This is a genomic window from Actinomadura geliboluensis (assembly GCF_005889745.1).
Classification (GTDB): Bacteria; Actinomycetota; Actinomycetes; order Streptosporangiales; family Streptosporangiaceae; genus Spirillospora; species Spirillospora geliboluensis.
Genome location: NZ_VCKZ01000270.1, coordinates 1 through 13,159 on the forward strand (window position 1 = coordinate 1; position 13,159 = coordinate 13,159).

A 13,159-nucleotide genomic window follows, 5' to 3' on the forward strand; every position below is an offset into this window, starting at 1 on the left:
GACGACACGGCCGTACAGCTTCTTCTCGCCGTACGCGCCGTACGCCTGGAGGGTCTCGGTGCCGGCGTCCGAGAGCAGCGGGAAGGTCAGGCCCTCCTTCTCCCGGAACTTGGCGAGCTTGGCCGGCTTGTCGGGGGAGATTCCCACGACCGCGACGCCCGCGGACTCCAGGTCGCCGAGGCTGCCCTGGAAGTCGACCGCCTCCTTGGTGCACCCGGGCGTCAGGGCCGCCGGGTAGAAGTACAGGATCGCGCGCCGCCCGCGCAGCGAGGCCAGCGACACCGGTTCGCCGTCGGCGTCGGGAAGCTCGAACTCGGGGGCGACGTCCCCTGGCTGCAGCCGCTCGGACACGCTGTCCGCCTTTCGCTCGGATGGTGCGTCCAACGGTACCGGCTGGGGTGTGGCGGACGCCCGGCGGGAAGACCTGCCACACTGTTCGGATCACTTCGCTGGTCATGGATTCGCCCGACACGATAAGGACACGGCATGGCTGACAGGGCCCGCGACCCGGACGCGCTGGAACGGGAGCTCCAGCTCACCCGCCAGAGCTTCGCCCGCACCATCGACGAGCTCGCCGCCCGGGTCAATCCGAAGAACGTCGCGCAGCGGGGCACCGAGCGGCTGAAGGAGGAGGCCGGTCAGGTCGCGCGGGCGGTCGGCTCGGTGGTGCGGCCGGCCGAGAAGTCCGACGACGAGGAGTCCGGCGGGATCGACAAGCGCCTGGTGGCGGCGGGCATCGGCGCCGCCGTCACCGTGACCGCCCTGATCCTCTGGAACCGTAGGCGCAAGCGCCGCTGAACCTCGTCCCGGAGGCGCCGGTCCGCATGACGCGGCCGGCGCCTTTGCGCGCCGGGACGATGCGCTTGTGCGCGATGGTGCGGCGGAGCAGCTCCGCGACGCCGCGCAGCTCGGCGAGCTCGGCGCGGCACGGCGGGCAGCCGCGCAGATGCGCCGACAGCTCGTCCGCCTCGGCGCCCGGCAGCCGTCCCAGGGCGTACACGCCGAGGCCGATGCGGAACTCCCCGCAGTCCGGTCCTCCCACATCATGGAGTACGGGCGCCGGGCCCGGCCCGTTCAGCGGGACGCGTCGAGGTCGGGCTGGGTCACGGTGAAGCGGGCCTCCACGGTGGCGCGGACGATCTGCGTCGCGGGCTCCAGGTCGATCGGCTCGGGCTCCTCCGGGGCCACGCCCCCGTACGCGGCCATCATGACGGGCCTCGGCTCCTGGCGGCCGAGGCCCTCGTCCGACAGCTCGACCAGCCCGGTGAGCCGGGAGCCGAGCGCCTCGGCGTAGCCGCGGGCGCGCTCGACGGCCTCGTGCGCGGCCTGCCGCGCCGCCCGCCCGTACACCTCGCTCTCGCGCCGCAGCTCCCACTCCGGCCCGTCCACGTAGGTGCGCTCCATGTCGCCGAGCCGGGTGACCAGCTCGCCGAGGATCCCGAAGTCGCCGACCGTGATCTTGATCCAGACCGTGCCGCGGTAGGCGCGGACGTCCCCCTCGCGCCGCTTCTGCTTCAGCAGCGGCGTGATCGACAGCCCGCCCGTCTCCACCCTCTCCACGGCCTCGCCGTAGGACCTGACCAGGTCGAGGCAGCGCTGGTTGCGCTCGGTGAGCCGGTCGAGGGCGGCACGCCGGTCGGACTCCTGCGACTGGACGTGCACCGACAGCCGCGCGATCTCCGGTTCGGCCTCCAGCACCGCCTCGCCGCGAACACTGATCATGGGAGCATCGCTCATGCTCCCAACCTAGACCTCACAGGAAAGTTTGGCCCTCGCCTCGGTAGGTGGGGACGGTTCGGACGTACCGGCCGTCCTCGATCAGGTGGAGGGCGGCGAAGCGTTCGCAGAGCTCGCCGGCCTTGGTGTGGCGGAACCAGACCCGGTCGCCGACCGAGAGCAGGTCGGCGGCGTGCCCGAGCAGCGGCGTCTGCACTTCGCCGGCGCCCTCGTTCGGGTCGTAGGACAGCCCGGTCGGCAGGTACGGCTGCGGCAGCCGCACCGCGTCGGCGGGGCCGGACGCCAGGTAGCCGCCGCCGAGGCAGGTCGCGACGCCGCGCGCGGGGCGCCGCACGACGGGCAGCGCGAACAGCGCGGCGGGCCGCCCGCTGAAGTTGGAGTACTGGTCGAACAGGTGCGGCTGGTAGAGCCCGGAGCCCGCCGCGACCTCGGTGACGGCGCGCTCGGCGGCGGTCTTCTCGACGCTGCCGGTGCCGCCGCCGTTGACGAACTCCAGGTCGGTCAGGTCCCGGACGGCCCGCACGATCGCGGCGCGCCGCCGGGCCAGTTCCAGCCGCGACTGCCGCTGCATGGCGCGGATGACGCGACCCCGCGCGGGGCGTCCGGGCGGGACGTCGCCGACGCCGGCGATCTGCGACTCGTAGGCCATCAGCCCGACGAGGTCGAGCGAGGGCCGCTTGAGGATGCGCTCGGCGAACGCGCTGACCTCGGCGGGGGTGCGCAGCGCCGAGCGCAGCGCGCCGATCCGGACCCGGCCGCCGAGCGGCCGGTAGGAGGCGTCGATGTCGATGCAGACCCGGATGCGCCGGTCGCCGGCGGCGTCCTCGATCAGCGCGAGGTGCTCGGGGGAGTCGACCATGAGCGTGATCGTGCGGGCGGCGGCCTCGTTCTCGGCGAGCGCGGCGATGGCGGTGCGGTCGGCGGTCGGGTAGGCGACGAGGATGTCGTCGCTGACGCCCTCGGACGCGAGCCACAGCGCCTCGGGCAGGGTGAACGCCATGATCCCGGCGAACCCGTCCATCGCGAGGACGTCCTCCAGGAGCGCCCGGCAGCGCACCGACTTGCTCGCCACGCGGATCGGCTTGCCGGCGGCCCGGCGCAGCAGGCCCTCGGCGTTGGCGCGGAAGGCCGCCAGGTCGACGGCGGCGAACGGCGCCTCGATCCCGGCCGTCGCGGCGTCGTAGCGGTCCCGGAGGTTCATGGTCGTCACACTGCCACACTACCGGCTAATGTGAAAAGCTCTCACGTACCGCTTTCGGTCAGCCCTTGCGCGGGTGCGCCGCGAAGAAGTCCCAGAGCATGGGGCTCGCCTCGTCGGGCCAGTTGTGGGTGCCGCCCTGGATCTTGCAGAACGTGACCGCGATCCCCTGGTCGCCCTTCCCGGTGCTCGTGCAGTCGGTGCCCTCGCCGCGCGCCTTGACCCGCTCCCGCGGCTCGGGGAGCCCGGCGCGCTCGCGCCAGAACTCGACCGCCTTCGAGACGGGCGGGAACGGGCGCTTGTCGTTGAAGTCGCGGTCGCCGCCGCCGTTGAACGGGACGTTCCGGTCGGCCGTCCCGTGGAAGATCATCGCCGAAACGGGGCGGCTCGGGTCGCACTTGGTGACGAGGGCGCCCTCGACCACCCCGATCGCCGCGACCTTGTCCGGCTTCTCGCAGGCCATCCGGTACGCCATGCCCGCGCCGTTGGAGAACCCGGTGACGTAGACGCGCTTCGGGTCGGCCAGCCCCGCGTCGGTGAGCTTGTCGATCAGCTTCGTGAGGAACCCGACGTCGTCGATGTTCCCGATCTTCGCGGCGCCGCAGCAGTCGCCCGCGTTCCAGGTCGTCATGAACCCGTCCGGGTACGCGACGAGGAAGCCGTGCTCGTCGGAGAGGTCGTCGAAGCCGGTCAGGTCCTCCATCTTGCCCATGTTCGCGAGCCCGCCGTGCAGGGCGATGACGAGCGGGGGCGCGTCGGCCGGCTTGCCGTCCTCCCACTTGCCGCCCGCCACCTTGGACGGGACGTGCAGCAGGAACTCGCGGTGCCCGAACGTGCCCACGTCCATCTTCTGCTTGTGCGTGCCCGCCGAGGCGGGGATGCCGTCCACCGTCGCCGGGCGCGGCTCGCCCCCGCCTTTGCCGCCGGTCTGCTCCGTGCAGGCGGCGAGGACGAGGGCGGCGGCGAGGACGAGGAGCGCGATGCGACGCATGGAGGCAAACGTAACCTCAAGAAAGCACCTCAAACTACTCATCAGTAGACGAGCCGGCTCCCGCCGATGTGAAAGGGCGTCGGTGGGACGGGCAGGGGCCGCGTAAGCTCGTAGCGACCCGTTTGAGCTGCCGCGTCGCGATAAGAGTGAGACCGTTGAACGAATTCGTCCTGACCCTCTCCTGCCCGGACCGGCCCGGCATCGTCGCGGCCGTCTCGGGGCTGCTGGCCGAGCGCGGATGCAACATCGTGGAGAGCCAGCAGTTCGGCGACGGCGAGTCCGGCACGTTCTTCATGCGGGTCCAGTTCGCGGCCCTGGCCGACACCGACCCCGACGAGCTGCGCGGCGCGTTCGCCTCGCTGGTGCCCGAGCTGGCCCTGGAGTGGCGGCTGCACGCGCTGGCCGACCGCCCACGCGTGCTGATCATGGTGTCGAAGGGCGGGCACTGCCTGAACGACCTGCTCTACCGGACGCGGTCCGGACTGCTCGACATCGACATCGTCGCGGTCGCGTCCAACCACCCCGACCTGCGGCCCCTCACCCAGTCGTACGGGATCGACTACCACCACCTGCCGGCCGGGCCCGGCGGCAAGCCCGCGCAGGAGGCCGAGATCCTGACGCTCGTCGAGCACTACCGCGCCGACCTCGTCGTCCTCGCCCGGTACATGCAGATCCTGTCCGACGACTTCTGCGCGAAGCTGCCGGGGCAGATCATCAACATCCACCACTCGTTCCTGCCGAGCTTCAAGGGCGCCCGCCCCTACCACCAGGCGCACGCGCGCGGCGTGAAGCTGATCGGCGCCACCGCCCACTACGTCACCGCCGACCTGGACGAGGGGCCGATCATCGAGCAGGAGGTCGCGCGCGTCGACCACACCCACAGCCCCGAGGAGCTCGTCGCGGTCGGCCGCGACGTCGAGTGCCTCGCGCTGGCCCGCGCGGTGCGCTGGCACGCCGAGCACCGCGTGCTGCTCAACGGGGACCGGACGGTCGTCTTCCGCTGACCCGGCGCGCGGCGGCGCTGGCGGGCTGATCTTCTGACCTGCGCTTTTCCGTGAGATGTCGGCATGGCGAGTTTCACTCCGCGTGATTTCGCGTCACCATGGGTGACGATGTCGGGCGTGCCGATGCTCACGGGGGTGGCGATGGCCGAGGCGCTGGTCAAGGACCTGATCGACGAGTCGCGCGACCGGCGCGGCGCGCGCCGGCTCGCCGTCCGCGCGTTCCGGCCGCGCCGCGCGTTCGCCGGGGTCGCCGCCGCGCTGCTGCTGACGGTGACCGGCGGGGTCGCCGCGATCGAGCTGCTGGCCGCCGCGCTCGGCTCCGCCGTCCACCCCGTGCCGGGCGTCGCCGCGCTGGCGGACGTCCTGCGCGGGCGCACCTGGGACGACCCGGCCGTCATCGCGGCGGCGGCGGGCGTCGCCGTCCTCGGCGCCGCGTTCCTCGCCGCCGCGCTGCCCGGCCGGCTGCGCGGCGTCCCGCTGGACGGCACCGACCCCCGCCAGGCCGGCCTCATCGGACGGGCCGCGCTGCGCCGCACGGTCGCCGAGGCGGTGCTGGACGTCCCCGGCATCGAGCGGGTCCGCGTGCGCGGGCTCGGGATCGTCCGTCGCGGGCTGGTCGTCCGGGCCGGCACCCACTACCGGAACCCGGCGAACCTGCCGGAGCTGGTGCGCGCCGCCGCCGAGGAGCGGCTGGACCGGATCGAGCCGATGTACCGGCCGCCGGTCGACGTCCGGCTCGGCTGGCGGAAGGACTGACCATGCGGCGTGAGCTGACCATGCGGTGTGAGCTGACGATGCGGCGGGAGCGCTGAGCATGCGGCGGGAGGACTGACGATGCGGCGGAGGGACTGAGATGCGGATCGCGATCGCGATGACCGGGGCGGTGCTGCTGCTGGCCGGCGCGTCCGCCGCCGCGCTCGGGCTGGGCGCGCTCGACGCGTTCGGCCCGCTGTCGGCGGGGCCGCTGCTCGCCCCGGAGGTGACGCGCTTCGCCGGCGGCACCGACTGGTTCCTGCCGTCCGCCGCGGCCGCCGCCGAACTGCTGGCCCTCGCGGGGCAGCTGTGGCTCGTCCTGCAGCTGCGGACCCTCGTCCACCAGTGGTGGCCGGACCTCGACGCCGAGACCCGGGCCCGGGCGCGGGCCGCCGCCGGCGAGCTCCGGCGGGACGTGCGCGGGCTGCCCGGCGTCGAGGACGCCCGGGTCCGCCTCACCGGCACGGCCGACCGGCCGCGCCTGCTGCTGAACGTCTCCTGCGCGGGCGACACGCTGGTCGGCGAGGTGTACGGGGAGCTGGGCGCGGGCCCGGTCGAGCGGTACCGCCGCGCCCTCGGGATGCCCGACCTGCCGGTGGTGATCCGCTTCCGCCCGCTGTCGGCCCGTCCCCGGCGCCGCCGCGCGCAGCCCGAGACCGCCTGACGCGCCCGGCCCGCGGCCCGGGAGGAGCGGCGCCCGTCCCGGTCGAATCGGGACGGGCGCCCGCTACCCGGCGGGGCGCCCATGCGCCTGGACGGTCGGCGCATGCACACGGGGGGCGCACCGCGGTGGGGGAGGCCGCACGGAAGCAAGGTCGGCGGGGGCTGCGGCCGCCGCATCCGTCACTATGCGCGGTCCCGTGGTAACGGTCACGCTTGTGTACATTTCGTTCACGGCGTGTTCCGCGAGGGAGGTGCGATCGTCCGATGCGGCGTCCCCGCTGGGCGGCTCCCGGCGACTGGAGCGTGGCCCGCCAGCTGCTGGTGCTGCAGGCCGCGATCGTCGGGCTGCTCGTCGCGGCCGGGGCCGTGCTCGCCTACTGGGACGCCGGGCGGGCCGCCGACGACGCCGCCGAGCAGACCGTCACGGCCGTCGCGGCGAGCATCGCCGACGCGCGCAACGTCCGGGAGGCGCTCGCCGCCCGCGACCCGAGCGCGCTGCTGCAGCCGTACGCTGAGCGCGTCCGCCGCGACACCGGCGTGGACTTCGTCACGATCATGACGCCGGACGGGATCCGCTACACGCACCCGAACCCGTCCCGGATCGGCGGGCACTTCGTCGGCAACACCGCGCCCGCCGTCGCGGGCCGCACGTTCACCGAGACCTACACCGGCACGCTCGGCCCGTCCGTGCGAAGCGTCGCGCCCGTCTTCGACGACCGGCACCGGGTGGTGGCGCTGGTCGCGGTCGGCATCACGGTCCGGGTGATCAGCGCGGAGCTGCGGCAGCGGCTGCTGGCCCTCGGCGCCGTCGCGGGCGTGGTGCTCGCCGCCGGGATGGCGGGCAGCTACCTCGTCTCCGCCCGGCTGCGCCGCCAGACCCGCGGGACCGCGCCCGGCGAGCTGCGGGAGATGTTCGAGTACTACGAGGCGATCCTGCACGCCGTCCGCGAGGGGCTGCTGATCCTCGACCGGTCGGGCCGGGTCGTGCTGTGCAACGACGCGGCCCGCGAACTGCTGGACCTGCGCGAGCATCCGCGCGGCCGCCCGGTCGCCGACCTCGGCCTGCCGGACGAGCTGGTCGCCACGCTGGAGTCCCCGAGGCCGCGCTCGGACGAGATCCACGTCGGCGACACCCGCGTCCTCGTCGTGAACACCTCGCCCGTCCGGTCCCGCGACAAGGCGATGGGCAATGTCGTCACGTTCCGCGACCACACCGAGCTGCAGAGCCTGACCGGCGAGCTGGACACCGTCCGCGGCTTCGCCGAGTCGCTGCGCTCGCAGGCCCACGAGGCCGCGAACCGCCTGCACACGGTGGTGTCGCTGGTCGAGCTGGGCCGTCCCGACCAGGCCGTGGCGTTCGCGACCGCCGAGCTGGCGACCGCGCAGCGCCTCACCGACCGGGTCGTGGGGTCGGTCACCGAACCCGTGCTGGCGGCCCTGCTGCTGGGCAAGTCGACCGAGGCCGCCGAGCGCGGCGTCGAGCTCGTCATCAGCGAGGACACCGCGATCGAGGGCACGGTGGAGGCCCGCGACCTCGTCACGATCCTGGGCAACCTGATCGACAACGCGGTGGACGCGGCGATCGAGAACGCGTCCGTCCGGCCGCCGCGCGTCACCGTCAGCGCCCGCGAGGACGCCGGCACCCTCCTGCTGGAGGTGTCCGACAGCGGGCCGGGCGTCGACCCGGCGGCGGTGCCCGAGATGTTCCGGCGCGGCTGGACGACCAAGTCGTCCGGCGGGCCGGTCGGGCACGGGCTCGGCCTCGCGCTGGTCGGCCAGGCCGTCCGGCGGCACGGCGGCGACGTCCGGGTGGGGCGGGACGCGGGCGCCGTGTTCACCGTCCGGCTGCCCCTGGAGCGGCGATGATCGAGGTGCTCATCGTCGAGGACGACCCGGTCGCCGCCGAGGCGCACCGCACCTATGTCGAGCGCGTCGCCGGGTTCACCGTCGCCGGGGTCGTCCACTCGGGGGCGGAGGCCCTGCGCTTCTGCGAGCGCACGTCCGTGGACGTCGTCCTCCTCGACTTCTACCTGCCCGACACGCACGGCCTCACCGTCTGCCGGGCGCTGCGCGCCGGGGGTCACGACATCGACGTCATCGCCGTCACCTCCGCACGGGACCTGGCGGTGATCCGCTCGGCGGTGTCGGTCGGGGTCGTCCAGTACCTGCTGAAGCCGTTCACGTTCGCGTCCCTGCGCGACAAGCTCGACCGCTACGCCCGCTTCCGCGCGCAGACCGTCGGGACCGGCGAGGTCAGCGGCCAGGCCGACGTGGACGGCATGCTCGCCACGCTCCGCACGCCCGACCACCGCGCGCTGCCGAAGGGCATGAGCGGCGAGACGCTGCAGGCGGTGACGGAGGTGCTGTCCCGGGCGTCCGACGGCCTCTCCGCCGCCGCCGCGGCCGACCTCACCGGCGTGTCCCGCGTCACGGCGCGCCGGTACCTGGAGTACCTGGCGAAGAACGGTCTGGCGCACCGCAAACCCCACTACGGCCAGGTAGGCCGTCCCGAGGTGCGCTTCTACCCGGGCTAGACGGGGTACCTATGGGTGGACAGTGAAGCGACATCGGGGGAGTTGTCGTGACGGACAAGCCTGGCAAGCCCAAGGGCACGGAGAACGAGCGCGAGCGCGAGAAGGAGCGTCCGCGCGCGGAGGAGGCGAAGGCCGCGCCCCAGAAGAAGAAACCGGGCGACGCGGCCCGCAAGATGCGCGCCATGTTCAAGGGCGGCTAGCTTTGACGACACCTTTGAGCCCCATTGAGAGGAAAAACCCTCCTATGGGGCTAATGTCCGTAAGTGAACGGAACGTCGAGGGGATGAAGGAGGAATGCTTGTCCGACCGTAATGTTTCGGGCGGCTCCACCACGGGGCCCTTCGACGCATGGAGGGAACGGACGTACCACGGCATGGGCCCCTCCCGCTGAGCGGCCCGACGGCCCGGGGACCGCGATCGCGGCCCCCGGGCCCGTTCATGCCCGCCTGCCGGCTGCGCGCCCGCCTGTCGGCCCGCACCGCTACGGTGCGACGCCATGGGCGACTACTTCCAGACACTTGCCGACATCCACGCGGCCCTTGAGGACGCCGACCGCCTGGCCGCCGACATCCGGGACTGGCTGATCGCGTCCGGCGTCATCTCCCCGGACCGCACCGACTGCGTCCTGGGCGCCCCCACGGGCCACCCGCCGGGCCCCCGCGTCAACGACGTGGTGGACGGCACGGACGACTCCTGGCGCGACCTGTGGAGCAACGGCCTGGACATCAAGACCGGCCAGACCGTGTTCGACGCCGGCCAAGGGGAGCCCTGGGCGGTCACCTGCCCTCACTGCGCCACCGAGTACACCTTGGTCAGCGAGACCTTCGAACTCGTCCTCGAAGCCTGGGAACCGTTCCGCGATGTAGTGCACGGCTGGGACGAGGGCGACAAGGTGGTCAAGACCTGCCCGACCTGCGAGCGGCCCGTCGACCCGCAGGCATGGCAGTGGGCCGACGACTACTTCGCCCTGGGCCACCTGGGCTTCACCTTCTGGAACTGGCCGCCCCTCCGTCCCGACTTCATCGCCGCCCTGGCCGCCCGTCTGGGCCACCCGCCGGTCCACCTGGAAGGCAAGCTCTGAGCCTCGACCCCCGAGTGTGAGGCGGGGCACAGGGCAGGGTGGGTTGTGTTTTCCAACTCGGGGTGGGGATACTGCGGGTGAGTTGGAAAACACAACGGAGGTGGTGGCCGTGCGGGACGCGGTGATCGTGGAGGCGGTGCGGACCCCGGTCGGCAAGGGGAAGGCGAACGGGGCGCTGCACGGCGACCACCCGGCCGACCTGCTGGCGCGGACGCTCAAGGCCCTCGTCGAGCGGGCCGGGATCGAGCCCGGGGAAGTGGACGACGTCATCGGCGGCGTCGTCACGCAGGTCGGGGACCAGGCGCTCAACCTCACCCGGACGGCCGTGCTCGCCGCCGGGTTCCCCGAGACCGTCCCGGCGATGACCGTGGACCGGCAGTGCGGGTCGTCCCAGCAGGCGTTGCACCTGGCGGCGCAGGGCGTGCAGAGCGGCGCCTACGACATCGCGATCGCGTGCGGCGTCGAGTCGATGTCGCGGGTGCCCATGGGGTCGAACGTGCTGCCCGGCAGCGACCCGTTCGGGGCGGGCCTGCGCGAGCGGTACCCGGACGGGCTCGTCGGCCAGGGCATCAGCGCCGAGCTGATCGCCGACCGGTGGGACCTGGCGCGGGAGGAACTCGACGCCTACGCCTACGAGTCGCACCGCCGCGCCGCCGAGGCGTGGAAGAACGGCGAGTTCGACCGGGAGGTCGTCTGGACGGGGCAGTGGGACGAGACCGTCCGTCCCGGGACGTCCCCGGAGATCCTCGCCGGGCTCAAGCCGGCCTACTACGACGAGCGGATGGCCGAGCGGTTCCCGCAGATCGGATGGAAGGTCACCGCGGGCAACGCGTCACCGGTCAACGACGGCGCGGCGGCCGTCCTGGTCATGGGGGCGGACGTCGCCGAGCGGCTCGGGCTGCGCCCCCGGGCGCGGTTCCACGCGCTCACCGTGACCGGCGACGACCCGCTGCTGATGCTCACCGCGATCATCCCGGCGACGGAGAAGGTGCTCAAGCGGGCCGGGCTGCGGCTGGACGACATCGACCTGTTCGAGGTGAACGAGGCGTTCGCGCCGGTCGTCCTCGCGTGGCAGCGGGAGACGGGCGCCGACCTGGCGAAGGTCAACGTGCGGGGCGGCGCGATCGCCATCGGGCACCCGCTCGGGGCCAGCGGCGTGCGGATCATGACCACGCTGCTGCACGCCTTGGAGGACCGCGGCGGGCGGTTCGGCCTGCAGACCATGTGCGAGGGCGGCGGGCAGGCCAACGCCACCATCGTCGAGCGGCTCTGACATAGGCTGCGTCGTATGCCGAAGGACGCCGCTCCCCGCGAGTGCTCGGTCGCCGACACGCTGGACCTCGTCGGCGAGCGCTGGAGCCTGCTCGTGATCAGGGAGCTGTCCTACGGGGTGCGGCGCTTCGACCAGATCGTCCGCAACACGGGCGCGCCCCGCGACATCCTGACGTCGCGGCTCCGCAAGCTGGAGGCGAACGGCATCGTCCGTCGCGAGCGCTACAGCGACCGTCCGGCCCGCTTCGAGTACCACCTGACGCCGTCGGGCCTGGAGCTGTGCGACGTCCTGCTGGTGCTGATGGCGTGGGGCGACCGGCACCTGCACCCGGACGACCCGCCCGTCCAGTGGCGGCACTCGTGCGGCGAGACGGTCAGCCCGGTGGTCGTGTGCCGGCACTGCGGCGACGAGGCCCGTGCCGGCGCGCACTCACCGACCGGCCGCGGCGCCCTGACCTCCTAGCAGGGCCTGGGCGCCTGCCCGGGCCCGCTCGGCGGCCGACGGGTCGCCCTGCACGCCCGCCACCACGATCGCCCCTTCAGCGAGCAGATAGACCGCCTCGGCGAGGGACGCATCGACGCCGGAAACGAGCTCGACCACCTGGTCATGGAAGGCGCGCTTGTGCGCGCGCGCCACGGCCGTGATCGCAGGCGCGGACGGCCCAAGCTCCCCATGAGCGTTCACCCACGCGCACCCACGAAACCCCGGCTCGGCGAACCAAGCGCCGAGCCAGTCGAACATCGCGAGCACGCGCTCACGCGGATCGGCCACCCCACCCACGTACTCGGCGAGACTCCCGCGCCACCGCCGGTCGCGGCGCTCCAGCATCGCGACGACTAGGGCCTCCTTGGTGGGGAACAGCCGGTACATGCGCTTGAGGGGCAGCGCTGAAGCGGCGCGCAGCTCGTCCATGCCGACCGCTTGGACGCCCCGCCGGTAGAAGAGGTCCTCGGCGACGTCCAGCAGCCGGCGGCGGTCGGACTCCTGCTGCTCCTCGGTGATCGCGGCCGGCATCGACGCTCCTGGCTTGACGTTGAGAACGGTCGTTCCCTAGGTTAGTGGACGCCGATAGAGAACGTGCGTTCTCAACATGAGGAGGATCCGATGGCCGACGACCGCCCGCCCTACCCGCCGTTCACCGAGGAGACCGCGCTGCAGAAGGTCCAGGCCGCCGAGGACGCCTGGAACACCCGCGACCCCCACCGCGTCGCCGCCGCCTACACGCCCGACTCGGTCTGGCGGAACCGCGACCGCTTCGTCACCGGCCGGGACGAGATCGTCGCCTTCCTCACCGAGAAGTGGGAGCGCGAGCAGGACTACGCGCTCCGCAAGAGCCTGTGGGGCTTCCGCGGCAACCGCATCGCCGTCCGCTTCCAGTACGAATGGCACGACGCCGCCGGGCAGTGGTGGCGCAGCTATGGCAACGAGCTGTGGGAGTTCGACGACCGCGGCCTGATGCGCCGCCGCGAGGCCAGCATCAACGACGTCCCGATCACCGAGGCCGACCGCCGCATCCACGGCCCCCGCCCCACCGCCGAACACGGCCGGGACATCCCACTCCGGTAACGCTCAAACACGACACCCGGTCGCCTCCCGCAACACGGCGGCGAGGCGGTCGCGGGCCTCGATCTGGGCGGCGATGCGCGCGTCCAGCACCGCGAGCCGGTCGAACGCGATCCGCAGGTTCTTCTCCGCCGGGGGCGCGGCGGCCACATCGCCGTCCAGGCACGCGGAGAAGGCCCGGACGTCGTCGAGCGTGAGCCCCGCGCCCAACAGGTACCGGATGTTCCGCACGCGCACGACCGCGCGCTCGTCGTAGATCCGGTAGCCGTTGGACGCCCGCCGCGACGAGATCAGCCCCGCCTCCTCGTAGTGCCGAAGGGCGCGCGGCGTCGTCCCCGCGACCCGGGCCAGCTCACCGATGC

18 protein-coding genes are annotated in these 13,159 nt (G+C 73.1%); 11 read left to right on the plus strand and 7 right to left on the minus strand.

All coding sequences use genetic code 11. The features are described 5' to 3' along the window. The coding region (locus tag ETD96_RS29835; RefSeq protein WP_138639827.1) for a peroxiredoxin at positions 1-351 on the minus strand (351 nt) is incomplete at its 3' end. A 135-nt stretch (positions 352-486) separates the two neighbouring features. Here ETD96_RS29835 and ETD96_RS29840 point away from each other — a divergent pair. After that, the gene (locus ETD96_RS29840; protein ID WP_132178720.1) at positions 487-798 is read left to right on the plus strand and encodes a DUF3618 domain-containing protein; all 312 of its coding nucleotides are present in this window, start codon (positions 487-489) and stop codon (positions 796-798) included. Here the strand turns inward: ETD96_RS29840 and ETD96_RS29845 are convergent. The 4 genes from ETD96_RS29845 to ETD96_RS29860 are packed head-to-tail and all read right to left on the minus strand — an operon-like array spanning position 749 to position 3,926. Continuing rightward, a complete protein-coding gene (locus ETD96_RS29845; RefSeq protein WP_138639828.1) occupies positions 749-1,042 on the minus strand; it encodes an anti-sigma factor family protein in 294 nt (97 codons plus the stop codon). The two genes, ETD96_RS29840 and ETD96_RS29845, sit on opposite strands and share 50 nt — an antisense overlap. A gap of 32 nt (positions 1,043-1,074) precedes the next feature. Continuing rightward, entirely contained in the window at positions 1,075-1,737 is a 663-nt protein-coding gene (locus tag ETD96_RS29850; RefSeq protein ID WP_132178718.1) for an SIMPL domain-containing protein, read from the minus strand. Between the two features lie 16 nt (positions 1,738-1,753). Beyond that, positions 1,754-2,938, minus strand: a complete 1,185-nt coding sequence (locus ETD96_RS29855; RefSeq protein ID WP_138639840.1) for an amino acid deaminase/aldolase — start codon at positions 2,936-2,938, stop codon at positions 1,754-1,756. Between the two features lie 58 nt (positions 2,939-2,996). Then, positions 2,997-3,926 carry a CE1 family esterase gene (locus tag ETD96_RS29860; RefSeq protein ID WP_138639829.1) on the minus strand — a complete coding sequence of 310 codons (930 nt, stop codon included), beginning with the start codon at positions 3,924-3,926 and terminating at the stop codon, positions 2,997-2,999. A gap of 155 nt (positions 3,927-4,081) precedes the next feature. Between ETD96_RS29860 and purU the strand changes: the two genes are divergently transcribed. The 9 genes from purU to ETD96_RS29900 all read left to right on the plus strand — a co-directional run bounded on the left by purU (position 4,082) and on the right by ETD96_RS29900 (position 11,696). Further along, complete coding sequence (gene purU / locus ETD96_RS29865) at positions 4,082-4,930, plus strand: formyltetrahydrofolate deformylase (RefSeq protein WP_138639830.1); 849 nt, start codon at positions 4,082-4,084, stop codon at positions 4,928-4,930. A gap of 123 nt (positions 4,931-5,053) precedes the next feature. Next, the gene (locus ETD96_RS29870) at positions 5,054-5,686 is read left to right on the plus strand and encodes a DUF6286 domain-containing protein (RefSeq protein WP_240808322.1); all 633 of its coding nucleotides are present in this window, start codon (positions 5,054-5,056) and stop codon (positions 5,684-5,686) included. Positions 5,687-5,783: 97 nt separating this feature from the next. After that, positions 5,784-6,347 (plus strand): hypothetical protein, encoded by a 564-nt coding sequence (locus tag ETD96_RS29875; RefSeq protein ID WP_138639832.1) that lies wholly within the window; start codon positions 5,784-5,786, stop codon positions 6,345-6,347. A 263-nt stretch (positions 6,348-6,610) separates the two neighbouring features. Continuing rightward, positions 6,611-8,212 carry a sensor histidine kinase gene (locus ETD96_RS29880; RefSeq protein WP_138639833.1) on the plus strand — a complete coding sequence of 534 codons (1,602 nt, stop codon included), beginning with the start codon at positions 6,611-6,613 and terminating at the stop codon, positions 8,210-8,212. After that, on the plus strand, positions 8,209-8,880 hold the full coding sequence (locus ETD96_RS29885; protein WP_138639834.1) for a response regulator: 672 nt from the start codon (positions 8,209-8,211) through the stop codon (positions 8,878-8,880). Before ETD96_RS29880 ends, ETD96_RS29885 begins: the two co-directional genes overlap by 4 nt. Positions 8,881-8,927: 47 nt before the next feature. Continuing rightward, positions 8,928-9,080 (plus strand): hypothetical protein, encoded by a 153-nt coding sequence (locus ETD96_RS45155; RefSeq protein WP_171069297.1) that lies wholly within the window; start codon positions 8,928-8,930, stop codon positions 9,078-9,080. 296 nt (positions 9,081-9,376) lie between these two features. Continuing rightward, positions 9,377-9,961, plus strand: a complete 585-nt coding sequence (locus ETD96_RS29890; protein WP_138639835.1) for a hypothetical protein — start codon at positions 9,377-9,379, stop codon at positions 9,959-9,961. Between the two features lie 109 nt (positions 9,962-10,070). Beyond that, complete coding sequence (locus ETD96_RS29895) at positions 10,071-11,234, plus strand: thiolase family protein (RefSeq protein WP_138639841.1); 1,164 nt, start codon at positions 10,071-10,073, stop codon at positions 11,232-11,234. A 15-nt stretch (positions 11,235-11,249) separates the two neighbouring features. Next, positions 11,250-11,696 carry a winged helix-turn-helix transcriptional regulator gene (locus tag ETD96_RS29900; protein WP_138639836.1) on the plus strand — a complete coding sequence of 149 codons (447 nt, stop codon included), beginning with the start codon at positions 11,250-11,252 and terminating at the stop codon, positions 11,694-11,696. Here the strand turns inward: ETD96_RS29900 and ETD96_RS29905 are convergent. After that, positions 11,664-12,248, minus strand: a complete 585-nt coding sequence (locus ETD96_RS29905) for a TetR/AcrR family transcriptional regulator (protein ID WP_138639837.1) — start codon at positions 12,246-12,248, stop codon at positions 11,664-11,666. The genes ETD96_RS29900 and ETD96_RS29905 overlap by 33 nt on opposite strands. Positions 12,249-12,338: 90 nt before the next feature. Here ETD96_RS29905 and ETD96_RS29910 point away from each other — a divergent pair, with 90 nt between their 5' ends. Next, complete coding sequence (locus ETD96_RS29910) at positions 12,339-12,800, plus strand: nuclear transport factor 2 family protein (protein ID WP_138639838.1); 462 nt, start codon at positions 12,339-12,341, stop codon at positions 12,798-12,800. A 3-nt stretch (positions 12,801-12,803) separates the two neighbouring features. On the opposite strand, the gene ETD96_RS29915 is transcribed toward ETD96_RS29910, so the two are convergent. Further along, positions 12,804-13,159: MerR family transcriptional regulator (locus ETD96_RS29915; RefSeq protein WP_138639839.1), on the minus strand; the 356-nt coding region annotated here is incomplete at its 5' end.